Below are 24,868 nucleotides of genomic sequence, written 5' to 3'. Positions count from 1 at the left end.
ATCCACCTCACATGCCACCTAGTCGTTTTCCTTAGTACAGTCCCCATCTACGCAGCGTTCATATTCAAGCTCCAGCGTGACATGGCTAAAGCCTTGCTTCCTTATCAGATCCTTGATCCTTTTTCTCAGCTCCACGGTTTCAGACAAACACAGGTCCTCTCGGATCACAACGTGTCCTTCAAAATGGAACTGGGTGTCGGTCAACTGCCAGGCGTGCACATGATGCACATCCAACACTTCATCCACCGCTCCGATAAGCTTCATAAGCTTGTCCGGGTCATACTGGCTTGGCGCGAACAGCATCAGGATGGAAAGCGTGGCTGAGAGCAGTTTAAAGCTTGTTGCGATCAGATACACAGAAATTGCTACCGAAAGCACCGTATCCAGCCAGTACCATTGCCATAAGGCCATTGCGATACCAGAAGCCATGACCGCGACAGAAGTAAGCATATCCGTAAACAGATGCAGATATGCCGATCGTATGTTCAGGTTGTTTTTGGAAGGCTTCTGAATGATCAAGACGGATAGTCCGTTCATCACGATGCTCAGCGCCGCAAGCCAAATGACGACAGAACTGTTCACTTTGACAGGATCACCGACTCTTTTGACGGCTTCAACAAGGATTGTGACCCCGATGAACATGACACTTACCACATTGGTCAGCGCGGCGATGATTTCAGCCCGTTTATAACCGAATGTTTTCGCATCCGTCGACGGTTTTACAGAAATCACACCGCCGATGTAGCTTACAACAAGCGCGATCACATCGCTAAAATTATGGGCGGCATCCGACAGCAAGGAAAGCGATCCGGACACCAGCCCTCCAACCACTTGCGCCACAGTGATGATAAGGTTGAGCGCGATGGTGATGCCTATTCGATTGGTTCCATGATGATGATGGTCGTGATGGTCCATAGGCCGCTCCTTAAATGATGACCGCTTCCATTTCGGTGATGAGTTCAGGAAACACCTTATAAGAGGCGAGTTCATCCTTTGTCACCCAGGCATACTCGCTATGTTCCTCAGAAAGTCTGATTTCAGAGGACATCGCCTTACATTTGAAGGTCATTCCTATGATCTGTACGTTATCAGGCCTTAGATGGTGCCAGACGCATACAGGTTGTCCCACGATGACCGACAATCCTGTTTCTTCGTCAAGTTCCCTGATAAGCGCTTCCTGTGGCGATTCTCCAAAATCCTGTCCGCCACCCGGCAGTTCCCAAAAATCCCTTTCACCACGAGCCGGTTTCGTGCGTTTAAGAATTAAAAACTTGCCTTCGACTTCCACAATACCTCTCACTGCGATTCGATACCGATTCTTCACTGCGCCCACCCCTGTTCTTTTTCTCTATTATATCCGATAATGCAGGCAATAATTCAAAAAATACCAAAAACGCCACAGTTAATTGAGGAGATTTCCTCAATTTGTTGTGACGTTTTCATGCTCACTCGATTTTATCCAGTATGACGCTTAGGCAGTGCCATCCCAAGGTGCCGCATTTGACTCTTGCGGGCATGTCCTTTAAGGTCTCGAATACTCCCGCGTCCTTGAGCAGTTTTTTGTCATCCCTGGTGATTTCTTCTCCTCTGATCATCCTGAAGTAAGTCGTAGCAAGCAGTCTCGCTTCTTCAACTGACTTTCCCTTCACAAGGTCGATCATGATCGAGATGCTAGCAGTACTGATCGCACAGCCAAGACCCACAAACTTTGCTTCGGACACAAACCCGTCCCTGGTGTTCACCATAAGCGTCAGGTCATCTCCGCAATTGGGATTGTGCCCCCTTTGTGCGAAGTCCGGTTTTACGAGCTCACCTTTGTTGTGTCCACTTTGATTATGGCTGAGAATCAGCTCCGTATAGATCGTATCAAGCATATGTCCTAAACACCTCCTGTACCTTGTCGATGGCTTTTATCAGCCTATCGATGTCCTCCATCGAGTTGTAGACGCCAAGACTTGCCCTGCAAGTCGCATGGGTCCCTGTGTGGCTCATCAGGGGCTGACAGCAGTGGTGTCCCGCTCTGATCGCCACCCCTTGATCATCCAGTATGGTGGCCACATCGTGGGGATGGACGCCCTTTATATTGAAGGAGACAAGCGCGCCCCGCTCCCTTGAGTCAATGGGTCCATACACTTCGATATCGGGTCTTGCTTTGAGACTTTCATACAGATAGTCCGTAAGTTTGCGCTCCTTATGGAGCAACTCGCCATATCCGGCGCTCGTAAGCCACTCGATGGCCGACATGAGTCCGACAGCACCTGCGACGTTCTGGGTGCCTGATTCGAATTTTTCAGGCACGGGTGCGAAAGTCGCCTCTTGCTCGGTGACGTATTCGATCATGTCGCCGCCTAGGGTGTAGGGTTCGAAGACCTCTAGCCTTTCCCTTTTGCCCACCAGTACTCCGATTCCCTGAGACGCGTAAAGCTTGTGCCCCGAAAAAACGAGCAGGTCGCAGTCAAGTGTCTTAAGATCCACTGGCATATGGCCCACCGCCTGCGCAGCGTCCACAACAGTTATCGCGTCAAATGCTTTTGCCAGCTCCACGATCTTTTTCACAGGGTGGATCGCGCCGTTTCCGTTTGAGACAAAGGGAACGCTGACTACTTTTGTCCTCTCGGATATCTTTTTCAGTTCCTCAGCAGGAATCTGTCCGTTCTCGTCGGTGTACAGATAAACAAGCTTGGCACCGTATCGTCTGCAGAGCCTTTGCCAGGGCAGTATGTTGCTATGATGGGATGTGATTGAAATCAGAACCTCATCCCCTTCTTTTAGCGTTCCTACAGGAAGGCTCTCTGCGATCAGGTTCAGACATTCCGTCGCATTTCTCGTATAGACCACCTCGTAATCCGGTCCCGCCGACAGGAAGTCTTTGACTGCGGATTTGGACTGCTTGTACAGCTGTGTCGACTTGACGCTTAGCCTGTGCGCCCCCCTGTTGGGGCTTCCGTTTTCAAAGGCGTAGTACTTTGCCACGGCGTCAATGACAAATCTAGGCTTGAGTGTTGTCGCGGCGCTGTCGAGATAGACAAGCGATGCGTCAGACAAGCTGTCGAACTGCTCCCTTACGGCTTTTCCAAAGTCACTCATCACGATATCCTCAAATTGATTTCATCAGAGACGATCTCGCCCGCTTCACCGATTTGCATTTTTACAAGCACTTCCTCATAGGCGGACCTGATCATCAGCCTTTTGGCCTCAAACTCCGAAAATCCCCTGCTCATCAGGTAAAAGAGCTTGTTCACATCCACCTGTCCGACACTGGCGGCATGTTCGCCGATCACATCATCTTCTTTACAGAAGAGTCCGGGTATCGAATCCGATTTCAGTTTCTCATTCAAAAGCATGACAAACTCCTCTTCTTTTCCGACAGAACCGGTGGCTCCCTTTTCAAAGATCAGATTGCCTCTAAAGACCTTGTGGCTGTTTTTTTGAAGCGCGCCTTTGGATAGGATGGTCGATGTCGTTTTTTTGCCCAGATGCTTCATCGTATAGGATAGGTCCGACTTCGAGTCTTCTTGTCCGTAGTATAGGGAATGTGTATTCGCATCACCCCGCATGCCGCTGATCGTCTGTATGTTGGCAATCGCTTTTACATCGGCTCCAAGTTGAATGTCATTGACTGTGACTGCGGCGGCTTCACCGACCTCGGTCACCACCTGATCAAAACTGAGGCTCTGGCTGTTAATCCTTTGTATTTTTGTCACACGAACTTCCGATCTGTTCTTGGCGATGATTTTCAGGTTTCCATAGTGCTGATAGACCGCTTCAGCATCTGATGTGTAATCCAGCACAAGCTCCACTTTCGCGCCTTCTTCGGCTACGATAAGGTAATGATCCAAAAGAAGCGGTTGCTCCTTGCTCAGGTGATGGGACACCGTCAATCTGACAGGCGATTTCGCGCCAGAGTGTATCAAGAGCCCCTGATTTGAAAATCCGTTCACATAGCTTGTAAACTTTGGTCCGAGCCCTTCCTTGTGGCCTTGGTCGATCGCAAGATAGGTTTCTAGCGTCTCCATGTCAATCGCGCTTTTTTCAAGGGCGTCATGTGAAAGGCTGGACCTTAGGTCGAACACACCTCTGTCGCCCTCCTCTATCTTCATCTTCGCCTCAAAGGTTCCTATTGTTTCAGGAAAAACGGCCTCGGGTAGCTCTATTCTTTTCCATAAGGGACGTTCCAACGTCTCAAACGTCCTTGTTTGATGTTCTAAATAAGACATACGGGCCTCCTAACCAATTGTGCCTTCGAGCTCAAGTCCTATCAGGTTGTTGAGTTCAACTGCATATTCTAGCGGTAGTTCTTTTGTTATCGGTTCTACGAATCCCCGTACGATCATGGCTTTGGCTTCCCCTTCAGGTATGCCTCTGCTCATGAGGTAGAAGATGGTGTCGTCGCTGATCCGCCCGATTTTGGCTTCGTGGCCGATATCCACTTTATCGTTCATCACTTCGATGATCGGGAGTGTATCGGACCTTGACTCGCTGTCAAGCATGAGCGACTCGCAGTTGACCGTCGATTTCACATTGTAGGCGCCAGGTGTCACCTTTAAAAGCCCCCTGTAAAAGGCATGTCCGCCGTTTTTCGAGATGGATTTCGAATTGATGATCGAGGTGGTGTTGGGCGCGGCATGCACCACCTTCGTACCTGTGTCGAGGTACTGTCCGCTAGAAGCGAAGGTGATTCCTGTAAACTCGCTTGAAGCTCCTTCACCGCGCAGGATGCTCATGGGATAAAGCATCGACACCCTCGACCCGAACGAACCCGACACCCACTCGATTCTGCCGTTCTTGTCGACAGCGCATCGTTTGGTGTTGAGGTTGTACATGTTTCTAGACCAGTTCTCTATTGTTGAATACCTTAGTTTGGCATCATCTTTCACAAACAGCTCCACAGCTCCCGCATGAAGGTTCTGCACGCCGTATTTTGGCGCAGAACACCCTTCGATGAAGTGGAGCTCGGCGCCTTCTTCGACTACGATCAGCGTATGCTCAAACTGACCGGCGCCCTTGGCATTGAGTCTGAAATAGGACTGAAGGGGTTTTTCAACCTTCACGCCCTTTGGCACATAGACAAAGGACCCGCCCGACCAGACCGCTCCGTGAAGGGCCGAAAACTTATGGTCCCTATTGGTGATCAGGGTCATGAAGTACTTCTTGACGATCGATTCGTATTCCTTTACAGCCGTATCCATATCCGTGTACACGACGCCTTGGGCTGTGAGCTCTTCTTGTATCGAATGGTAGACGACCTCTGAATCGTACTGGGCGCCTACACCCGCAAGGGACTCTCTTTCTGCTTGTGGAATACCGAGTCTTTCAAATGTCTCCTTGATGTCCTCTGGCACGTCATCCCAGGTTCTGGCCATTTCTGTATTGGGTTTCACATAGTGCACGATATTCTCCACATCTAGGTCCGACAAGTCGGCTCCCCATGTAGGGACGGGTTTTTGCTTATAGATTTCGAGTGATTTCAGTCTGAACTTGAGCATCCATTCGGGCTCATCCTTCTCTCTGGAGATCTCCCTGATGATTTCTTCAGTAAGTCCCCTATCCGCGATGAACCGGTGGTCTTCCTTGTTTATGATGTCATAGACACCACGGTCGATATCTGAAACATAGGTCTTATTGGCCATTAGTTTGCTCCTTTGAATACGTCGTACCCTTCATTTTCAATGGTGTCTGCAAGCGACAGGTCGCCGCTCTTCACGATTTTTCCATCCACCAGGATATGAACAAAATCAGGCTTGATATAATTGAGTATCTTATTGTAATGGGTGATCACCACGATCGCGTTCTTGTCGCTGGAAAGCTTCTGTATCTTCTCATAGACGTCTTTGATAGCGTCCACATCAAGCCCCGAATCCGTTTCGTCTAAAATCGCAAGCTTGGGTTCGAGGACCGCCATCTGGAGTATTTCGTTTTTCTTCTTCTCACCGCCCGAGAAGCCCTGGTTCAGGTAGCGCGTCAGATAGGCGTCACTCATGTTCAGGTCCTCAAGGTTGTCATGAATATCCGAATTGAGTTCAAAAAGTGAGGGCATCTCGCCAGTCACTTGGGCTTTCGCGGTTCTTAAAAAGTTCACCACCGTCACTCCAGGTACCTCTTCTGGATACTGGAAGGACATGAAAAGACCCTGTCTGGCTCTTTCGTCCACTTTCATCTCAAGCAGGTTTTTGCCGCTGAAAACGACCTCTCCACCTGTTACCTGATAGGCCGGATGTCCCATGAGGACATTGGCGAGTGTCGATTTACCCGCACCGTTAGGACCCATGATCACATGAATCTCACCCGCATTGATCGTCAAATCGATCCCTTTTAGAATTTCTTTGTTTTCTACTTCTGATTTAAGGCCACTGATGGCCATGATTTGTTTAGACATACGCTCCTCCATAATCCCTAGTAATATTGTCGGAATTAACCTTGCTTTTATCTTAAAGCTAATTTCGCCCTTTGTCAATAATGAGAATCGATATCATATAAATAGTTATCTAACATTTGAAATCAAGTTCGTTTGTAGGGAGAATCTATTTTTAAAACCACACTAAGGGGGTCGACTTGCAACGCTTTTATTATTAAATCCAAAAAACGGTTGTTCAAACCATCCCAATGACCATATCTTCCTCTTTAAGACGCTTCTCTTAAAAGATAAGGCAAAACTACGATTACTTAAAAAGGGTCTTCTTGCCTTTCAAGCGAAGCGCCTTAAAATGCATGTTCAGATGAAAAGTGCTTGCTGTATAAAAAGACAAGTTTCACGTGATAAAAGCGTTGCAATAAGTATTTCTTAGTGTGGTTTTAAAAATTGATTTACTCTTCCTCCAAAATGGGTATACATATAAAAAGGAGGAGACTTTATGGATAAACAAGAAGTGAAATTGATCACTGAAAAAAAAGAAGAAAAGAATGAGAAAAAGGAACTGACGCAGCAGCAAAAAGAGTTTCTTGCCATGGTCGAATCCAAAATTAGAAAAGCGGAACATGAAACGTGGATGTTTGACGACCATGACCACTTGATCAAAGAGAAGTGAACCCGATGATTGTAGGTTGAACAAAAAAAATAAAACGGTAGCCGCGGCTACCGTTTTTTATGAGGCTCTTTCCTCTCTTTTCCCATATACATTATATCACATTTCAACCATAAAAAAAAAGACTGTTATCCAAGTTTTAGTCTTGATACAATGAAACCCTATAACTTCAGCAAAACTGCGGAGAGGAGTGTCGCTTATCAATAAGAAGATACAGGAATACGAAAGCCAGCACCTCGAATTGACAAAGCAAAGACTGAGGGATGCTATCTCAAGGTCCGGCCAGATCCTGGCCCAGTCCCAGGCAAACCTAAAGGATGCCAACGAGTATCTTTGGGACCAGCTGGGATCGGCACCAGGTGATTTTTTACAGGCGACTGAGTTCAGTCAGAACCTGGTGGTCGAAAAACAGGTGCTAGAGCAGCTCGAAAGTGCGAGAAAGCATGTGAAAAGGTACACTAGGCTACTGGATAAGCCCTATTTCGCCCGAATCGACTACAAGGAAAACGGCGAATCCGATTACGAGGACCTCTATATCGGCTATGGCAATTTTATGGACGATCAGACACTCGACATCTACATCTACGATTGGCGTACGCCCATCGCCAGTGTGTTTTACGATTACGAGATCGGTCAAGTCCGTTATAAGGCACCCGACGGTTACATCTTCGGAGATGTGAGGTTAAAAAGACAGTTCGACATACAAAACAGCGTGCTTAAGCATGCCTATGACACCAAAGCCCATATCGCTGACGAACGGCTCGTTGCGGCACTTTCAGAACGAACGGCCGGTCCCATGAGACAGATCGTCGAAACCATCCAATCTGAGCAGAACAAAATCATTCGTGAGAGAAAGTCACCCGCCCTCTTTGTAGACGGCATCGCAGGCAGCGGTAAGACGGTGGTCGCGCTCCACAGGATAGCCTATCTCATGTACCACGGCATCAAGAACAGCTTAAGCGCCCAAAATGTGCTTATCGTCTCACCCAACGACGTGTTTTCGGATTATATCAGCCATGTCATACCAGAGCTAGGCGAAGAGCAGGTACGCACCGATACGCTTATGGGCATCCTTGACACCGTCTGCCCCTGTTCGTACAAAACAGAGCATCCTTCGAGTTTGCTAGAACCCTCGCTGCTTAACCTGGATCACCGTCCCCTGCGGATGGATAAGCTAAAGCAGAGCGAGTGGATGCCGACCTTGCTCACAAAATTTGTAGAGACCTACACGAACGACCACATAGAATATTCGGATGTGTTTTATGGAGACATCCGACTGGCAACCGCTAAAAGTATAAAAAACGCACTGACCGACACGACAAGAAACCGTTCTATCAAGCTTCGTATGGAACGGCAGTCCGAGCAAATCAAAAGCAAAACAAGACAGCATGTGAAAGCGCTGACCAAACAATTGACCTTCGACATCCTAATGGCAGGCGACCATCCTTTCGACCACCGGGCCGTCGTCAGGCTCGAAAGATATAAGACCTTCAGCAATCTGAGCCGTACACTTTCACAAATGGTCTCCTTCACCGCCATAGACGTCTATAGGGCCCTGCTTGAAGACGCGGATTACTGGACTGATCATGTAGGCGGCACGGACCATGAGGTCATCAGAGACCTGTGCCAAAGCACGCTGCAGGCGCTAGACCGGGGCATTGTCACAAGAACGGACCATGTCATCCTCGCTTATATCAGCCTTCTGATAGGTGATTCGGATGAAATGACCTCGATAAAACATGTGGTCATCGATGAGTCACAAGACTACCATGCGACTGACTATGCTCTATTCAGACGCTTGTATCCAAAGGCCAACTTCACCATTCTTGGCGATGTGCATCAGTCCCTCAATGAAGAAAAGGACGATTCGCACCATAGGAGAGCCCAGCGGATGCTCGGATTTGACGATGCGCTCCATATGAGACTGACAACGGCATACAGAAACGCAAGCGGCATCAGCGACTTATGTCTTGGTCTTTTCAGCGACACGGCCGCCTTGGGACGCATCGAAAGAGAAGGAAAGAAACCCCTACTTCATCATAAGAGGGATGAGAATTCAATCAAAAATCTGATCCAGACCTGCTTCGATGAAGGTCATAGGACCGTCGCAATCATCACAAAAACCATGGAAAGGGCCCAGTATCTCTTCCAAAATGAACTGAAATCTTTGGATCCCCACCTGATCAGAGAAGATACGCTCACCTTACCCGATGGCCTGATCGTCTGTCCTGTCTACTTTGCCAAAGGGATGGAGTTTGACGCAGTGATCATCGCGGATGCCGACAAAGAGGTCTACAACAGCGAACGCGATCGCCAGTACCTCTACATCGCAGCCTCAAGAGCACTTCACGAACTGCACCTGATCAGCGGGGGTAGTCCAACGCCGCTACTCGACTTTTACTTTAAATGACAAAAGCTGCCGCATATGGGATTATCCCGAATGCGGCAGCTTTTTTACCCTTAGCACTTGATTCTGTTTCTGCCCTCATCTTTTGCCTGATAGAGCTTTTCATCAGCGATGTTGATCAGTTCGAGCATGGTATACTCCCGATCATAGGTCGCAAGTCCAAAACTGATGGTATTATGGATGACGCCGACAGAGGTCTTGAACTGAAAGGCTTCAATCTCTTTTCTAAGCTTGTCTGCGACGATACACGCGTACTCGTGGTCCGTGTTGGACAAGACGATCAGGAACTCCTCACCGCCCCACCTGCAGGCGTAATCGGACTTTCTTAAGTTCAATTTGATCTGGTTGGACAGTTCCGAAAGGATCTCATCGCCCACGCTGTGTCCGAAATTGTCATTAATCTTTTTAAAGTAGTCCACATCGCCTAGAATAATTGAAAACGGCTGCTCTCTGCTTCTAAAATTCTCAACCAGCAGTTTGAACACCTCTTCAAAGGAGTGGCGGTTCATGAGCGTTGTCAACTGGTCGTACTTGGCCATGTTGATCAGTTCCGTCCTGACTTTGTTTTCTTTAAACTTATAATAGAACATCATCGCAGAAAGGATTAGGATCAGGATGCTGATAACTCCTGTAAACTGGATGTTGATCTTGAATTTTGAATTGAAGTTGGAAGTATTGATGATCACACCGACAAGCCAGTTCTTATTAAAACCCGTACTGACCTTTCTGTACATGACCAGATGGTCCTCGCCACCCACTTCCACATGATGCAAGACGTCGATGACTCCGTTCTCAATGGAGTTCCAGTATTCGGTTTGCATCTTCCTTGTGTTTGTGACAGGATCCAGTTCAAAATAAGGGATCGAGGCACTTGAGATGATATCTCTGTTCTCGGTGACGATAAAGGCCTCGCCGTTTGCGGTCAGGTCGAGCGAATCTAAAAAATCCACCATGTCCTGCAAGCGGATATCAAAGCTGTATACCCCCCAAAGCTCACCGTCCGCATAAATGGGACTTGCCGCAGTGATTCCAAGCACCTGTTCGGTGAAAAACACATAAGGTTCTGTAAAGTAAAGGCTCTTGTTGGCTTTTGCCCCGATGTACCAGGGTCTCACTCTTGGATCGTAGTCCGTTCCCGGTTCCGAAGTGATATAGTCCAGTTCATCTCCATCAAAATAACGCCAGATCGTTTGGGGTTCAGGTGCGTTCGCTTTTACGAATTTAGTGTGTGTCCCACCATTTTCAAATTGGCGATACATCACAAAATCACCAAACTCGTCACCTATCTGCACACTTGCGATCTGAGGATAATGTTTCACAATCTGCCTGGCGATGGATTCTATAGCGATGGACTGCTCTTCAAACTCCATCGTCGGATCCCAAAGCTCCATCATGAGCGTGTCAAAAAGAGAAAGCGGCTCAACGTAATCCTCCACATGGATGAGTACAAGTTCACTGGCGTCATCCACGATGTTGTTGGTCACCTCGTCCAAGCTAAGATTTGCTTGTCTTGTTATCATGATCGACAAGGACAGGACGACGATCAGCACTATCCCTATTCCCCAGATAAACCATCTGCTTATCAAATATCTGATTGCCTCGCGCATACCGTCACCCCCCCTTGGCTTATGTTAATCTGATACCCTAACCGTGCCGTGATACACAATATTGTATCTTAAGTTACCTAAGAAATCATCCTTTTCAGCAACTCAAATGAAAAAAGTCCATATTCCCACTTAAAAATGCTGTTTTTTTTTACCACACCTATTACAAAGTCGTAATCGAATACGATGAGAAATTGACGTTTTTGTCCAATTTTGAATTTTCTAAAAATTTAATGTTATGATGGGTATAACACAATTATAAGGGGGGCAATTTATGAGTGAAATTCAATTTACCAAAAGAACATTATTGCATGACATGACCGACAATATCGCAAAGGTCATGGTTGGAAAACGTGAACCGATAGAGCTTTTATGTCTGGCACTAGCTTGTGATGGGCATGTGCTTATCGAGGACGTGCCTGGAACAGGGAAGACCACACTTGCCATCGCTCTTTCAAAGACGATCGGCGGTTTAAACAATAGGATTTCCTGTACGCCGGATGTCATGCCGTCAGACATCACCGGGTTTTCGATGTACAATCCCAAAGAGCAACGGTTTGAATTCAAGCCAGGCGCGATTATGACGAATGTCTTCCTTGCCGACGAAATCAACCGTACGCCTCCTAAAACACAGGCGGGTCTTCTTGAAGCGATGGAAGAAAAAAGAATCACTGTGGACGGCCAAGTACATACGCTTCCAAAACCATTTTTCGTCATCGCGACACAGAATCCTGTGGAGTATCTTGGCACCTATCCGCTTCCAGAGGCACAGCTTGACAGGTTTTTGATAAAGATCAAAATAGGATACCCTTCACCGGAGGAAGAGGTGAAGATCATCGAAAGATTCGCTACAGAAAACCCGCTTGATACGTTAGAAGCCATCACCGACCTAAAAGCGATTCTAGGGCTCCAGCAGGAAATCCTAGAGGTCAAGGTTAAGCGTAGGGTGAAAGACTATATTGTCAATCTAGTCTCCAAAACGCGTTCACACAATGACATAGCACTGGGTCTTAGTCCTAGGGCGACACTATATATTTCAAAAATGGCAAGGGCCTGGGCCTATTATCAGGGTAGGGATTTTGTCACACCGGACGACGTGAAGCAGATCTTCATTTCCGTCTGTTCCCACCGCATCGTGCCTAAATCAGAAGCGAAATATGAAAACCTGACACCAGAAATGATACTTCAGGATATTCTTGACACCGTAGTCGTTCAGGGGTGATCTTATGACTAAAAACAGACTCGCATACCTTGCAAGTCTTGTCCTGACGTTCGCTTTAGCCTATTATCGAGCAGGATTCATCTCGACCATGCTTTTTTACATGGTGGTGCTGCTGCCTATCGCCGAAGGTTTGATGGTCATTATCACAGCGTCGAGTTTTAGGTTATCGCATGACATAGACAAGAAAAAGGTCAACAAGGGTGAAGCCATCCATTATTCCATAGAGCTTGCGAACATCACCCCGCTTCTTTATGTGCCGCTAACCGTCAATTATACGGGGAGCGACCTTCTTTTCAAGGGCAACACCTTCGATAAGGAACCGAGAATACTCTATCCCTTCAAAGGAGACAGTATTTTTCAGACACTGGAATGCAGGTATCGCGGAACCTACCACATCGGGCTGGACAGTGTGAACATAAGGGGCTTTTTCGGATTGTTCGAAAGGAACTTCAAGAGTATAGAAACACATCACATCACCGTATATCCGAAGATACACGAGTTCAAACGATCAAGCATCAAGCAGTCCATCAGCGAATCGAGTGAGAGCGTCCTGAGCTTCGACAAACTTGATAAAAGCAATTTTTCTGAAGTTCGACCTTATGTTTCGGGTGATTCCCTCAGCAAGATCCATTGGAAACTGAGCGCTAAAAAAGACGAGTGGATGACCAAGGACTATGAAGGCAATGTCAATCATCACGTCAAGCTCTTTGTCAACAACCATCTCATGAGCCTTGACAGCGCCCTGAACATCGTCATCCAGGACCATATCATCGAAAGTGCCGTCGCACTTTCAAAACACTTTTTAGACAACAGCATTGCAACCGATATGTATTGGCACCAAAGTCAGGACAAGCACATCAAAGGCGCCACACCAAACGAGTTCGGCCTCTTTTTCGATGTGCTCGCCAATATGACTTTTGAAAACGTCAATGAAAAAACCCTAAGGTCGATACGAACTGAAACAGGAGATCATGCCAATAAGGCTATGATCGTGCTGTTCACATCCACCCTGACCAGTGAACTGACAGATACCTTGCGAAAATGTTCACGCGACGGTTACGAGGTCAACGTGATGATCAGCCAACTGCCAAAGCGCATACTCGAATCCATGAAGGACCCAATCGACAAGCATCAGCTTTATGAACTTTTAGACGCGGGCGTCCATGTCTATCACCCTATCTTCGAAGACGATCTTTGCAGATTGGAGGTGGTCTGATGTTATTGTGGATGTTCACACTCGGGCTCACACTGATGATCTCCGGAATGCTCGGATACGCTACACCCCTTTACGCCATCGTGCTGCTCGCAAGCGGTACCTATGTCGTAGAAAGGTTCATGTTCAAAACAAAACAGGTTTTCGCAGTCAGCTTCACGCTGATGATGGCGAGTATCGCTTTTGCCGCATATCTCATGCACAGGCAAGAACGATTGGGTGGCATTGTCGATTCTGTCAAAGACTTTTTAAGTGTCTATGTCATCTCGGTTGTAGAACCTACCATCACCATCAGCGGCTTGCACGAGACCGTAATTATCGTACTTATAGCATTTTTAATCAGCATGGTCCTGCATGGCCTGTTTTACACCAAAAACATCCATTTTGGATACCTCGTCGGTTTTATCGTAGGCTTCTCAGTGATCGGTTTCTTATCGTATTCGCTGGATTCAAAGCTTGCCGGCTATGGATTCTACCTTGTGGCGCTGGCATCGATAGGAAACTACTTCTACCATTTTTACAAAACGAGAATATCCTATACAAAGCCCTTCATGCCGATCGTCACGACAGTGGTCATCTTCGCTGTCATCATCGTGCAGTTCGCTCAGTTCGGCTATTCGATCAATCCTTCTCCCTTTGTAAAAACGGGTAAGGGAGCGGGGGGCGGCGTAAACTCAGGACCTGTGCACATGGGCGGAAGGGAAGGTATCGATCAGTTCATCAGAGAGACCTTCGAAATTCAACCGACATTCGAGCACAACAATATTCCCGTACTCAGGATCAAACATGAGTTTCTCAGCTATTTGAAGGCGGATACGTTCGAAATCTATTCAAACGGCATCTGGCTCAAGGATTCGCAAGCTGTTTCTGGGGCTCTTGCCAACATCACCGACAGCATCTATATCGATCCCCTCAGCTTCAAGGACTATTATGTCCTCGAGGAAGTCGGCATAAAGCTGGATGCCATTAAGACCAACGTGCTCTTCTCAAGCGCCTATGGCAATCATTCGACCAATTTCAGCGGCGATCTTGCCATCAGGTATGATAGGATCCGAAATACCTACTTCACCGACGAGAAGCTACCTGAAGCATACGAGTACACCTTTGATGCGATCTCACCTAGGTATGGCTACGCCACCTTCAGGGATTTTGTAAACAGATATGCCAATAGGCAGATTCCTATTGAGGTGATCACTGCAAACAGCTCGCTTCCCGAAGAACTTGATCGGATCAGGTCGCTGGCGGAACAGATAACAAAGGATGTCGACGGAAAGTACAATAAGGCGCTCGCCATCGAAGCCTATCTTAGGGCGAACTACACCTATAACGACCTTCCTCCGGCTGTGACTGAAGACACCGACCCTATCCTCTTCTTCCTATTTGAGAGTAAGGAAGGTTTCTGTCAGCAGTTCAGCTCGGCGATGATTCTGATGCTTAGAAGCATCGACATCCCAGCAAGATACGCCACGGGTTACTATATCGAACCCGTCAATATGGACGATTTTGACATGCCTCCCTCACTAGGAGAGGAATTTACAGACGACGGTTATCAGACGGTCTATGACTCCAATGCGCATACATGGGTCGAAGCCTATTTCCCTGAAGTGGGCTGGCTACTCCTAGAACCGACACCGGGTAGGAACTACACCTATACAGACAACAGTGTCGATGCAAAGACACAAGAAGAGATAGAGGAAGAGCTGGCACTGCTTGACGAGCAGGAGTCTTCACCAGAGTTCGTCTGGAAGTCTGAATACACAAACGCCATCTTGATTATGGCATTCCTGTCTGTCGTCGGCGCGGTGCTCTACGTACTGTATAGACACAAGTACCATCTACGAAAAATGACCGTGAATGAAAAAATCATCTGTTACTTTAAAATCATACAGATGTACTACGCTCACTTCGAGTTTCAGCGTAAAGATTCTGAAACCCCAAGAGAGTATGCGCATCGTGTGGACAACGGCCTGTTGCCGATTCATGAATACACCCTCGAAAAACTGGTGCGGGTCTATGAAAGAATCATCTACGGCGAAATGGATGGCACCGAGGAGGAACTTACCCACTTCATAGGCTACCTTTCAGGTGCCAAGTACTTCCTCAAGTTCCAGATAGGAAAAATGAGATTTACAAGCCTGACAATCATCGAGTTCTTTATGGTCTAACTGAAAAAAGCTATGACGGCTTAGCCGTCATAGCTTTTTTTGCGGTTGACCGCATGTCTTACTTTTAAAGCAGCGCTTTGATCTTATTTACAAAGATATCACCGACAGCTTCGTTCTCACCTAGTCCCACAAGCATGCACTTAACCTGTATGCCGGCGGATTCAAGCTGTGACTTGAACGAATCCTCATCGTCGCCGGCCATATCGTTTCTTGCATGGTCCCCAGCGACAAGCATGAAGGGAGTCACCGTCACCGAGTCGCAGTTATTTTTCACTTCATCCATGACATCCGTTAGTTCAGGATATCCTTCGACATTGGCGATCCATACATCTTTTCTTCTTTCTCTGATGAGCCTCTCCAGCATCACATAGCACGCATTTGCATGATGGTGCGTTCCGTGGCCCATGAGCAGCACACCGTGACGTTCTCTTTCTGAGGGCAGCTGCATAAGTAAGGCGTCTATCACATCCAGATAGTCCTGATGATGGTTCAGAAGTGGGGTACCCAGTCTTATCGCGACCGATTTGTTGTGGCTTGCGACAGCGACAGCTCTTTTCACTTTCTCATACTCAAAACCAGGGATCACGTGAAGGGGTTGGACGATAATCTCCTCGTAACCCTCTTCGATCAGCATGCTAAGCGCCTGCTGTGTGTTGGGTATCTGGATTCCGTCCCGTTCACTAATTTTTTTAACGATCATCCTCGATGTAAAGGCTCTTACAAGACGGTAGTCTGAATATCTATACGTGATCTTCTGTTCAATATTCTCAATGCATTTCTTAAGGGTATCCGGATAACTCGTACCGAAACTTACCACTACGATCGCCTTTTTCATCTCTTCCTCCGCTTTTTTAAAATCCGTCTATTTTCTTCTGATGACTTCAATCTCATACCCGTCAGGATCGGTGACAAAGTAGTACTTCGGTTGTTCGCCGGGGAGTCCCATGAGTTTTGACACCTTGTATCCGAGCTGCCCATGTCTTTGGTGGGACGCTTCAAGGTCTGGGGTTCCGACAGCGATGTGGCTGAATCCGTTTCCGATCACATAGGGTTTTTCCGGATTGTAGTTGTAGGTCAGTTCTATGTCGTGGTTGCCTGACTCGTCACTCAGGAAGACCAAGGTGAACTCATGTTCAGGAAAATCCCTGCGGTTTGTTTCTCTAAATCCGAGCGCCACCTTATAAAAGCTTAAGGACTTTTCAAGGTCCATGACTCTCAAACAGGTGTGCAGCAATGCGTATTTCATAGAAAAACCTCCTTATCAAACTGAACTTAGCGAGTTGTAAACCGCTTACAACCCGCTAAATAATTGTTTTGTTAATATGTTTACACGTTAAACCAGACTTACAAACGTCGCCTGTGCGATACGAATAAGATCCTCTGGAGCAAGCTCCATCTGAAGACCTTTCAGTCCCGCGCTGACGATCATCGACGTCAGTAGTCGTGCGCTTTCATCGACAAAGCTAGCATAGTGCTTTTTCATACCGACAGGAGAGCATCCACCTCTGACATATCCAGTGAGCTTTGTCAGGTCCTTTACAGGAATAAGCTGTATCTTCTTTTCGCTCGCAGCAGTTGCCGCTTTTTTCAAATCCAGCTCATGATGCACAGGGATAATAAAGACATAAAACGATTGGCTTCCTTGGGCGACAAGGGTTTTGAAGACTTCGTCGTTTGACCTGTTGATCTTTCCTGCGACGGCGATCCCATCGATCATTCCATCTGAAAACTCATAGGTCAGAACGTCGTAGTTGATTTTGGCCTGATCCAGTATGCGCATCGCATTCGTTTTTTTCATCCCCTGCCTCCTTACTTGATGGTGAACACAAAATAATTTGTCCTGCCTTCTCTGATGTAGTAGTAGCCCTTTTTATGGAGCCCTGCCATCATCGCCCTATTCATATCGAACTTAAAAGAGGAATGGGAATCCGCCGACCTAAGCTGATTTTCGTAAAGGTTACAATAAAACAGCTTTGAGGTGCCGGAAAACTTTCCAGTTCTTGTGACCATGTAGTGGCAGTTTCTTTTTTTCATTCCACGTCTCACGTTCCTGTAGGTTATTGTTAGAAATAGTCCTAAGAGGACTCCGATGCCTACAAAACTTGTGAGGATACTGCTGATTAGAGGATTTTTAAAGAGAGCGATCTGAACCAAGGATGCGATTACACCGACACCTAGGAACACGCTGACCATCTCCTTATGTTGACTTCGTACATATCTTAAAAACATAGCTACTCCTTTATCGATTACCTAAGCGGATACATCAAACTGACTGTTATATAGATTCGCATAGAATCCTTGTTTGGCTAAAAGCTCCAAATGGGTTCCCTGTTCGACGATATCGCCTTCATCCATAACCAGTATAACATCTGCGTTCCTAATTGTTGAGAGCCTATGTGCGATGATGAAACTTGTCCTGTTCGACATGAGCGTATCCATCGCCTGCTGGATCTGCAGCTCGGTACGCGTATCCACAGAGCTTGTGGCTTCGTCTAGGATCAGAAGCTTAGGATTTGCAAGGATGGCTCTTGCGATTGTCATCAGCTGTTTCTGTCCTTGTGAGATATTCGATGTCTCCTCGTTGAGGACCATCTTGTACCCCATTGGCAGATTGTGCACAAACGAGTCCACATGAGCGGCCTTAGCAGCCTCTATCACCTCTTCGTCTGTGGCGTCAAGTCGGCCATAGCGGATATTTTCCATGATAGTGCCGTTATATAGCCATGTATCTTGAAGGACCATACCGAACTGGTGTCTTAAGTCGCCGCGTCTAAAGTCCTTGATGTTGTGCCCGTCAAGTAGGATCGCGCCGCTACTTACATCGTAAAACCTCATCAGCAGTTTGACCATTGTGGTCTTTCCGGCGCCTGTGGGTCCTACGATAGCGACCTTCTGCCCGGGCTCGATCTTTGCCGAGAAGTCCTTGATGATGATTTTTTCCTCATCATAACCGAATCTCACGTTTTCAAAGGTCACCTGACCCTTAATCCTGTCAAGCGGTGCGGGATCGGTGGTTTCTGCGATCTCGTCTTTTTCATCGAGGAATTCAAAAACCCGTTCCGCTGCAGCGGCGGTCTGCTGAAGGACGTTGGATATGTTCGCAAGCTGCGTGAGGGGCTGCGTGAAGTTTCTCACGTACTGGATAAAGGCTTGAATGTCTCCGACCTCGATCAACTGGCGCGCCGCAAGGGCACCACCCAAAACGGATACGCCCACATAACCGATGTTCGACACGACGTTCATCACAGGCATCATGATACCCGACATGAACTGCGCTTTCCATGCCGATTTGTAAAGCTGGTCGTTGAGTCCGTTGAACTTCTCCACGCTGTCCTTTTCGCCGTTAAAGGCCTTGACAACCACATGCGAGCTCAGCATCTCTTCGACATGTCCGTTGACATTACCCAAATACTTCTGTTGTTCTTTAAAGAATTTTTGCGATTTCTTTACGATAAAAATGACGATGAACATCGAAAGCGGTATGATCAGAAGCGCTACAATCGTCATCATCCAGCTGATTGAAAACATCATGATCAGGACACCCACGACAGTCGTGGCCGAAGTGATGATCTGTGATAAGCTCTGATTCAGTGTCTGGCTGACTGTGTCCACATCGTTGGTTATTCTCGAAAGCACCTCGCCGTGGCTGGTCTTATCGAAGTATTTTAGGGGCATCTTGTTGATCTTCAGTGAGATGTTTCGTCTCATATTGAAGGAGACCTTTTGTGCGACACCTGCCATGATGAATCCTTGAACATAGCTAAAAAGCGCGCTAAGTCCATAAAGCCCCACCAGGGTGAGAATGATCATTCCTATATAGTCGAAGTCGAATCCGACACCCGATCCCGTCATCTGTCCCATGACGCCTTCAAACAGCTTAGTCGTAGCCTTACCAAGCAGTTTTGGTCCAGCTATTCCAAAAGTCGCGCTAGCCATAGCGAAAATGAATACGATCATGAACTGAATCCGATAGGGATGAAGGTATTCTACGAGTCGTTTGATGGTTCCTTTGAAGTCTTTGGCTTTTTCACCCGACATGTTCATACCATGTCGACCGCCTCCACCGCCTGAGCCTTTCATTCTGGCGTTTACGGCACGATCATCTGATTTACTCATGCGAGTTCCTCCTTCGAAAGTTGAGAATAAGCGATTTCTTGGTAGGTTTTGCATGTCTCCATCAGTTGGCCATGGGTTCCACGTCCAACGATTTCACCATCGTCTATAACAAGAATCTGCTCAGCCTGCTTGATAGTGGATATTCTTTGCGCGACGATGATCAACGTGCTTTCACCTGTGTTCTTCTTAAGCGATGCGCGAAGCGCTCGGTCTGTCTTGAAATCAAGCGCTGAGAAACTGTCGTCGAAGATGAAGATCTTCGGTTTTTTGACAAGTGCTCTTGCAATCGAGAGCCTTTGCTTTTGCCCTCCGGAAACATTCGCACCACCTTGTGATATGGTTGCATCGTACTTTTGTGCATTCGATTCTACAAAGTCTGTCGCCTGAGCGATTTCAACGGCTTTTGTCACAGTCTCCTCCGCCGCGTTCTTATCTCCATAGGTCAGGTTTGATCCGATCGTACCTGTGAACAGGCTCGCCTTTTGAGGAACATATCCGATGATGCTTCTCACATCCGCCTGACTGAGTCTTCTGATATCCTTACCGTCAATCGTCACTTTTCCTCCTGTGACATCGTAAAACCTTGGAATCATGTTCACAAGGGTCGACTTACCCGCACCGGTAGAACCGATGATCGCAGTGGTCTCACCTGGTTTTGCTGTAAAACTGATATTCTTAAGCATATCCGCTTCCGCGCCCGGATATCTGAAATTCACGTTCTCGAAGGTGACAGTCCCTTTTCCTGAAGCGTCCATTGCGTCAGGCTCTACAGGATCAAGCACCGTATACTCGGTATCCAGCACCTCTGATATCCTAGCTGCCGAAACCGAAGCTCTAGGTACCATGATAAACATCATCGAAAGCATGAGGAAGGCCATGATGATCTGAAGCGCGTACTGCATAAAGGCCATCATATCGCCGACCTGCATGTTCGAAGCTGCGATCTGATCGGCGCCGACCCATACGATAAGGAGCGTGACGCCGTTCATGATAAACATCATGACAGGGAACATGAATACCATGACGCGGTTGACAAAGAGGTTGACTCCCATCAGGTCCTTATTCGCCCCGTCAAAACGTTTCTCTTCAAAGTCCTGCGTGTTGAACGCGCGGATAACCATCATGCCTGATAGCCCTTCACGCATCACCAGATTGATTCTGTCGACCATTTTTTGTACGAGTTTGAACTTAGGCATGGCAATCGAAAAGATCGTCACAATCAGTCCAAGCAGTACGATGACCGCGATGGCGATGATCCACGACATCGAAGTCGATTTGCCAAGAGCCTTGATCACACCGCCTACACCCATGATCGGGGCATAAAACAGCATTCTGACCATCAGCACCATCAGTGTCTGAATCTGCATGACATCGTTGGTGCTTCGTGTGATCAGCGAAGCTGTTGAAAACTTATCGAATTCAAAATTCGAGAATCCCTCGATTTTTGTGAAAATTGTCGTCCTTAAGTTTCTTCCAAGGCCTGCTGCGATCTTGGCCGCTAAAAAACCGACTGAAATCGCACAAGCAGCTCCTACAAGTGTGATAAGGAGCATGACTGATCCGATCGCGAGTATGTAGTTCCTCTGAAGGGTTTCCACATCGCGTCCGTAGGACTCATAAATCGACCTTACAGACCTTGTTGCTGCTTGTATCAGTATGCTGCTGTCCATGCCTGCCATGCCGTTATCACTTTTGCTTATCATCTCTTCACGGGATTCTGTAGGCATCGATGAAAGCATCTTGAACACGTCTGTACCCGCAGGGAGTGTCTGTCCGCCAAATGCGATTTCTCCATCTCCGCCAGCACTGACCGCTTCTGTAATACTTGTAAAACCAAGGACAGCCTTTGCCATCACACGGTTGATCGCTTCTCTTTCATCCTTATCGAGGTCTTTGATCACATAGATCGCTTCATCCTCGATCTTCTTAAACTTCTTCACCGCTTTTTCGTACTCAGTACTTCCAGAGTACAGCAGTTCATACGCGCTAAGCACTTCTTTTGACTCGGTTTCTGTCAAAAATAAAACGATGCGTTCCATATCGTTTTCTGTAACGACATCAGGGCTTGCATCGGATATTCCGTTTTGCTGGATTCCTACGTTGATGATGTCCGACATGAAGTCCGGCAACGCAAGGTCTGCCTGGGCCTGCGCATAAAGGAGTGCGATTGCAAGCAGCAGCATGGCCGTAAAGGGCTTTAGATACTTCATTAACTTAAACATGGATTAAGCGTCCTCCTCGTTCTGTTTTTTTGCTCTTTTCATCAGTTCTTCAAGCACTCTTAGTCCCTTGATGACTTGCTCGGCTTCCTCGGGTGTGGCTATCTCCATGATCTGGTCCCAGTAAAGATCTCCCCTCTTGAACCTGTTTTTAGATTCCGCCCGAAAGGTGTCTGTAAGACCTACCCTGACAACCCTTCTATCCTGATCGTCACGGATCCTAATCACGTAACTGAGTTTTTCAAGCCGGTCGACGATTCCAGAGACCGTGCTGTTGGAGAGCCCCATCTTTTCACTGATCTCCGATATTTTGAGCGGGCCCTCCTTGATGAGAATGATGACCATCATCCCTTGCGGACCGGTCAGATTCAACTCCTCAAACTCCTTCACCATGGCATGGCGGTGCTCTTTTTGTATCATTTTCATGATTTTAATGATCTTTAGCCCGCGTTTATCCTCGTTCAAACCTATCACTCCTTTAATGTTTCGTATGCAATTGTTTCGTATGCAATTGTTTCGTATGCAATTGTTTCGTATGCAATTGTTTCGTATGCAATTGTTTCGTATGCAATTGTTTCGTATGCGATTATTTTCTATACGAAATAGTTTAGCATGGAATATAATTGCAGGCAACGTACTTTAGAAAAATTTAATAAAAAAAACTTCTGATTCACTCAGAAGTTTTTTGGGGCACTTTCACCACCGACAACAGGGTCCCTTCGACGACTGCGGCCTCCTTGTTATTCGGATCTAGGACGACTTTTCCCAGCCGGTCTGTACATGTCACCTTAAGGCTGTCATCGATGACGAAGCCATAGTTGACAGTTTGTCCGTAAGGTACGATTGTGGTCTTATACCAGATATCCGTACCTGAGATACGCGTCAGTTCGGCTCTCTCGTAATTGAATGTGATATGGTCCTCATGAACCACGATGTTGCTATGGTCCTCCTGTGAAAAATAGAGATGGGTTACCCAGACAAACCTATTGTATCCCTCTACTTCTTCGATGATCGGTGTTCCGCTTTCAATAATTTCTCTTTTAAATGCCTCTGCCGCTTTCGAGTCCTCTTTCAAGGCCTCTTCAAGCGCCCTTATCTTATAACTGATGACGATATCCACCTTTTACCTCCTGATTGCTTATTGGTCGATCAGTACATGCCCTTTCCGTATGCTCCGAAGAAGCTGACGTTCTTGGCGACTTCCTGATGGTTCTCTTTCAATAATTTCAACAGCAGATCCTGAGATTTTGCAAAAGATCCGACCATCATGTATTTGCTGCCTAAAAGATCCATTTCCTCTTCAACAAATGGATCGAACTCAGTCAAAACTCCGGACACCCCGATGATCTGTTCTCCCTCGCCGATGGTAAGAATTCTAAAGGTGGTTGGACAGATATTGGCCAGCCAGTGGATCAGATACGTGTTGGAAAGCTGTTCCTTGATCCGACTTCCACCCGGAACAAGCAGCATATACGCCCTTTTAACCTCTTGAAGCGCATGATCGACTTTAATGGCGAATCCACCGCCTTCCACTTTAACAAGCCCCTTTGTGTTCCCTACACTGACGATTGTCGTCTGGCAGCTGTGCTTTAAGATATTAAAGGAGGAGACGAAGTCGATCGCCCTTGCGCCTTCATACAGATAACTTGCAACCACTTTATTGTTTTTGGACTTACCGATCTTATCATTTAAGCACTTGCGTAAGTGCTTCTCAAAGTGCTTTTGCCTACTTTTAATCCGCGACCACTTTTCTGGATAGTCAGAAGCGCTGAAGACCCTTTCAGGTCCGTCGCCGCTCCAGGGCATAACCTCCTTGGCGGTCTTTTCATCCACAAGGGTTTTTATGCAGTCATAAACCAGCTTATAGTGATACCCGTGGGTCGCTGTGGTCATGTAGCGCAGGTCATGGCAAAACTCGTTCTTCACAGCCGGTATACCTAGTTTTTTTAGTTTTCTATGGTACTTGGGATGTGTGGTGCACTTCACATCTGATAATACGCCCGCCTTTGCCAGCAAATAGGATCCGCTTGCAACGCCAACCGCCATTTTCGACAGCTGGCTCATCTCCTTTAGCCATTTGTGGAGCGCTTGGTCTTCAAACAAATCCGAATGCAGATCCCCGCCGCAAACCCATAACAAGTCCGCATGGTGGATATCCTCTATCCCGTAGGGTACCTGAACGCTGATTCCATCTTCCGACTTGACCATGCCCTTTGTAAGTCCTACGACTTTAACGCTGATCTCGTCCATTTTTCTAAACAGGTCATAAGGCACTGTCATGTCCATTAAATTGAATGCTTCACTGATATATAGGATTACGTCCATTTTTCACCTCTGATTTGATTTCCACTCTATTATATCAAGTTTTATGTAAAAAGAGCAGACTGTTCTCACAATCCGCTCCAAAACCTTTCATCTATGTCTAGTACATGGTTCGTTCCTGATCTTTTTTAAAGATATCGAACGCTTCAAGACAGTGCTCCCTTTCCATCGCTTCCTTATCGAGCGTGTCGTCTTCACGCTTTCCAGATAAGACCGAATACAGGTACTCATCATCAAAACCTATCTCTGCCGCATCCTCCCTGGTCGCGCCATAATAGAACTTCTTGATTTTGGCCCAGTGTATGGCGCTATAGCACATGGGGCAGGGTTCGCATGTGGTATACAGCTCGCAGTCCGACAAATCGAATCTACCCAGTTTTTCAGATGCGATCCTGATGACGACAATTTCGGCATGTGCAGTAGGATCATGTGAGGACACCACTTCATTATGCCCTCTTGCGATGATCTCTCCATCCTTTACGATTACCGCTCCAAATGGACCGCCGTCCCTGACGCCTATGCCTTTCATCGCTTCCAAAACAGCTTCATCCATATATTTGTTCATGGTATACACTCCC

At 47.1% G+C, this 24,868-nt stretch carries 23 protein-coding genes; 5 read left to right on the top strand and 18 right to left on the bottom strand.

Features of this window, described 5'->3' with window-relative positions:
* Positions 1-18: 18 nt before the first annotated feature.
* From DWB64_RS15490 to sufC, 7 genes are all read right to left on the bottom strand, one after another.
* Positions 19-915 carry a cation diffusion facilitator family transporter gene (locus DWB64_RS15490; RefSeq protein ID WP_164980443.1) on the bottom strand — a complete coding sequence of 299 codons (897 nt, stop codon included), beginning with the start codon at positions 913-915 and terminating at the stop codon, positions 19-21.
* A 10-nt stretch (positions 916-925) separates the two neighbouring features.
* Positions 926-1,324 carry an NUDIX domain-containing protein gene (locus DWB64_RS15485; RefSeq protein ID WP_164980442.1) on the bottom strand — a complete coding sequence of 133 codons (399 nt, stop codon included), beginning with the start codon at positions 1,322-1,324 and terminating at the stop codon, positions 926-928.
* A gap of 121 nt (positions 1,325-1,445) precedes the next feature.
* Positions 1,446-1,874: a Fe-S cluster assembly sulfur transfer protein SufU gene (gene sufU, locus DWB64_RS15480; RefSeq protein WP_129489158.1), complete on the bottom strand. Its 429-nt coding sequence runs from the start codon at positions 1,872-1,874 to the stop codon at positions 1,446-1,448.
* Positions 1,867-3,087 carry an aminotransferase class V-fold PLP-dependent enzyme gene (locus tag DWB64_RS15475; protein ID WP_129489157.1) on the bottom strand — a complete coding sequence of 407 codons (1,221 nt, stop codon included), beginning with the start codon at positions 3,085-3,087 and terminating at the stop codon, positions 1,867-1,869. The genes sufU and DWB64_RS15475 overlap by 8 nt, the downstream gene beginning before the upstream one ends.
* Positions 3,087-4,217 (bottom strand): SufD family Fe-S cluster assembly protein, encoded by a 1,131-nt coding sequence (locus DWB64_RS15470; protein ID WP_129489156.1) that lies wholly within the window; start codon positions 4,215-4,217, stop codon positions 3,087-3,089. Before DWB64_RS15470 ends, DWB64_RS15475 begins: the two co-directional genes overlap by 1 nt.
* A gap of 9 nt (positions 4,218-4,226) precedes the next feature.
* Entirely contained in the window at positions 4,227-5,630 is a 1,404-nt protein-coding gene (gene sufB, locus DWB64_RS15465; RefSeq protein WP_129489155.1) for a Fe-S cluster assembly protein SufB, read from the bottom strand.
* Complete coding sequence (gene sufC / locus DWB64_RS15460) at positions 5,630-6,376, bottom strand: Fe-S cluster assembly ATPase SufC (RefSeq protein WP_129489154.1); 747 nt, start codon at positions 6,374-6,376, stop codon at positions 5,630-5,632. Before sufC ends, sufB begins: the two co-directional genes overlap by 1 nt.
* Positions 6,377-6,851: 475 nt before the next feature.
* On the opposite strand from sufC, the gene DWB64_RS19305 reads away from it, so the two are divergent.
* Both DWB64_RS19305 and DWB64_RS15455 read left to right on the top strand, forming a co-directional pair.
* Positions 6,852-7,025: a hypothetical protein gene (locus tag DWB64_RS19305; protein ID WP_164980441.1), complete on the top strand. Its 174-nt coding sequence runs from the start codon at positions 6,852-6,854 to the stop codon at positions 7,023-7,025.
* A gap of 187 nt (positions 7,026-7,212) precedes the next feature.
* Entirely contained in the window at positions 7,213-9,432 is a 2,220-nt protein-coding gene (locus DWB64_RS15455) for a UvrD-helicase domain-containing protein (RefSeq protein WP_129489153.1), read from the top strand.
* A gap of 50 nt (positions 9,433-9,482) precedes the next feature.
* Here DWB64_RS15455 and DWB64_RS15450 read toward each other — a convergent pair whose 3' ends face one another.
* Complete coding sequence (locus DWB64_RS15450; protein ID WP_129489152.1) at positions 9,483-11,036, bottom strand: sensor domain-containing diguanylate cyclase; 1,554 nt, start codon at positions 11,034-11,036, stop codon at positions 9,483-9,485.
* A 271-nt stretch (positions 11,037-11,307) separates the two neighbouring features.
* Between DWB64_RS15450 and DWB64_RS15445 the strand changes: the two genes are divergently transcribed.
* From DWB64_RS15445 to DWB64_RS15435, 3 genes are read left to right on the top strand one after another with little or no spacing between them, the layout of a single operon-like run.
* Positions 11,308-12,255 (top strand): MoxR family ATPase, encoded by a 948-nt coding sequence (locus DWB64_RS15445; protein ID WP_129489151.1) that lies wholly within the window; start codon positions 11,308-11,310, stop codon positions 12,253-12,255.
* A gap of 4 nt (positions 12,256-12,259) precedes the next feature.
* Positions 12,260-13,471 (top strand): DUF58 domain-containing protein, encoded by a 1,212-nt coding sequence (locus tag DWB64_RS15440; protein ID WP_129489150.1) that lies wholly within the window; start codon positions 12,260-12,262, stop codon positions 13,469-13,471.
* Entirely contained in the window at positions 13,471-15,633 is a 2,163-nt protein-coding gene (locus tag DWB64_RS15435; protein ID WP_129489149.1) for a transglutaminase domain-containing protein, read from the top strand. Before DWB64_RS15440 ends, DWB64_RS15435 begins: the two co-directional genes overlap by 1 nt.
* Before the next feature lie 64 nt (positions 15,634-15,697).
* Here DWB64_RS15435 and DWB64_RS15430 read toward each other — a convergent pair whose 3' ends face one another.
* The 10 genes from DWB64_RS15430 to DWB64_RS15385 all read right to left on the bottom strand — a co-directional run bounded on the left by DWB64_RS15430 (position 15,698) and on the right by DWB64_RS15385 (position 24,855).
* Positions 15,698-16,468, bottom strand: coding sequence for a sirohydrochlorin cobaltochelatase (locus tag DWB64_RS15430; protein WP_129489148.1), 771 nt, complete (start codon positions 16,466-16,468; stop codon positions 15,698-15,700).
* 27 nt (positions 16,469-16,495) lie between these two features.
* Entirely contained in the window at positions 16,496-16,879 is a 384-nt protein-coding gene (locus DWB64_RS15425) for a VOC family protein (protein WP_129489147.1), read from the bottom strand.
* 87 nt (positions 16,880-16,966) lie between these two features.
* On the bottom strand, positions 16,967-17,431 hold the full coding sequence (ybaK, locus tag DWB64_RS15420) for a Cys-tRNA(Pro) deacylase (protein WP_129489146.1): 465 nt from the start codon (positions 17,429-17,431) through the stop codon (positions 16,967-16,969).
* Positions 17,432-17,442: 11 nt separating this feature from the next.
* On the bottom strand, positions 17,443-17,862 hold the full coding sequence (locus DWB64_RS15415; protein WP_129489145.1) for a hypothetical protein: 420 nt from the start codon (positions 17,860-17,862) through the stop codon (positions 17,443-17,445).
* 21 nt (positions 17,863-17,883) lie between these two features.
* A complete protein-coding gene (locus tag DWB64_RS15410; protein ID WP_129489144.1) occupies positions 17,884-19,749 on the bottom strand; it encodes an ABC transporter ATP-binding protein in 1,866 nt (621 codons plus the stop codon).
* On the bottom strand, positions 19,746-21,971 hold the full coding sequence (locus DWB64_RS15405) for an ABC transporter ATP-binding protein (RefSeq protein WP_129489143.1): 2,226 nt from the start codon (positions 21,969-21,971) through the stop codon (positions 19,746-19,748). Before DWB64_RS15405 ends, DWB64_RS15410 begins: the two co-directional genes overlap by 4 nt.
* Before the next feature lie 3 nt (positions 21,972-21,974).
* Entirely contained in the window at positions 21,975-22,433 is a 459-nt protein-coding gene (locus DWB64_RS15400) for a MarR family winged helix-turn-helix transcriptional regulator (protein ID WP_129489142.1), read from the bottom strand.
* A 205-nt stretch (positions 22,434-22,638) separates the two neighbouring features.
* The gene (locus DWB64_RS15395) at positions 22,639-23,088 is read right to left on the bottom strand and encodes a hypothetical protein (RefSeq protein WP_129489141.1); all 450 of its coding nucleotides are present in this window, start codon (positions 23,086-23,088) and stop codon (positions 22,639-22,641) included.
* A 29-nt stretch (positions 23,089-23,117) separates the two neighbouring features.
* Positions 23,118-24,293, bottom strand: coding sequence for a DJ-1/PfpI family protein (locus tag DWB64_RS15390; protein ID WP_129489140.1), 1,176 nt, complete (start codon positions 24,291-24,293; stop codon positions 23,118-23,120).
* A 97-nt stretch (positions 24,294-24,390) separates the two neighbouring features.
* Complete coding sequence (locus tag DWB64_RS15385; RefSeq protein WP_129489139.1) at positions 24,391-24,855, bottom strand: nucleoside deaminase; 465 nt, start codon at positions 24,853-24,855, stop codon at positions 24,391-24,393.
* Positions 24,856-24,868: the final 13 nt, after the last annotated feature.

It is taken from the genome of Fusibacter sp. A1, from assembly GCF_004125825.1.
In the GTDB taxonomy this organism is placed as follows: domain Bacteria; phylum Bacillota; class Clostridia; order Peptostreptococcales; family Acidaminobacteraceae; genus QQWI01.
This window is presented reverse-complemented; position numbering and strand designations above follow the sequence as displayed.

Bases quoted from the DNA above. Each gene is read 5' to 3' on its own strand.
- sufU (WP_129489158.1), bottom strand. From the start codon at position 1,874: ATGCTTGATACGATCTATACGGAGCTGATTCTCAGCCATAATCAAAGT.
- DWB64_RS19305 (WP_164980441.1), top strand. From the start codon at position 6,852: ATGGATAAACAAGAAGTGAAATTGATCACTGAAAAAAAAGAAGAAAAG.
- DWB64_RS15390 (WP_129489140.1), bottom strand. From the start codon at position 24,293: ATGGACGTAATCCTATATATCAGTGAAGCATTCAATTTAATGGACATG.
- DWB64_RS15470 (WP_129489156.1), bottom strand. From the start codon at position 4,217: ATGTCTTATTTAGAACATCAAACAAGGACGTTTGAGACGTTGGAACGT.
- DWB64_RS15475 (WP_129489157.1), bottom strand. From the start codon at position 3,087: ATGAGTGACTTTGGAAAAGCCGTAAGGGAGCAGTTCGACAGCTTGTCT.
- DWB64_RS15435 (WP_129489149.1), top strand. From the start codon at position 13,471: ATGTTATTGTGGATGTTCACACTCGGGCTCACACTGATGATCTCCGGA.
- DWB64_RS15440 (WP_129489150.1), top strand. From the start codon at position 12,260: ATGACTAAAAACAGACTCGCATACCTTGCAAGTCTTGTCCTGACGTTC.
- DWB64_RS15490 (WP_164980443.1), bottom strand. From the start codon at position 915: ATGGACCATCACGACCATCATCATCATGGAACCAATCGAATAGGCATC.
- DWB64_RS15405 (WP_129489143.1), bottom strand. From the start codon at position 21,971: ATGTTTAAGTTAATGAAGTATCTAAAGCCCTTTACGGCCATGCTGCTG.
- DWB64_RS15415 (WP_129489145.1), bottom strand. From the start codon at position 17,862: ATGTTTTTAAGATATGTACGAAGTCAACATAAGGAGATGGTCAGCGTG.
- ybaK (WP_129489146.1), bottom strand. From the start codon at position 17,431: ATGAAAAAAACGAATGCGATGCGCATACTGGATCAGGCCAAAATCAAC.
- DWB64_RS15445 (WP_129489151.1), top strand. From the start codon at position 11,308: ATGAGTGAAATTCAATTTACCAAAAGAACATTATTGCATGACATGACC.
- DWB64_RS15385 (WP_129489139.1), bottom strand. From the start codon at position 24,855: ATGAACAAATATATGGATGAAGCTGTTTTGGAAGCGATGAAAGGCATA.
- DWB64_RS15430 (WP_129489148.1), bottom strand. From the start codon at position 16,468: ATGAAAAAGGCGATCGTAGTGGTAAGTTTCGGTACGAGTTATCCGGAT.
- DWB64_RS15425 (WP_129489147.1), bottom strand. From the start codon at position 16,879: ATGAAATACGCATTGCTGCACACCTGTTTGAGAGTCATGGACCTTGAA.
- DWB64_RS15410 (WP_129489144.1), bottom strand. From the start codon at position 19,749: ATGAGTAAATCAGATGATCGTGCCGTAAACGCCAGAATGAAAGGCTCA.
- sufB (WP_129489155.1), bottom strand. From the start codon at position 5,630: ATGGCCAATAAGACCTATGTTTCAGATATCGACCGTGGTGTCTATGAC.
- sufC (WP_129489154.1), bottom strand. From the start codon at position 6,376: ATGTCTAAACAAATCATGGCCATCAGTGGCCTTAAATCAGAAGTAGAA.
- DWB64_RS15450 (WP_129489152.1), bottom strand. From the start codon at position 11,036: ATGCGCGAGGCAATCAGATATTTGATAAGCAGATGGTTTATCTGGGGA.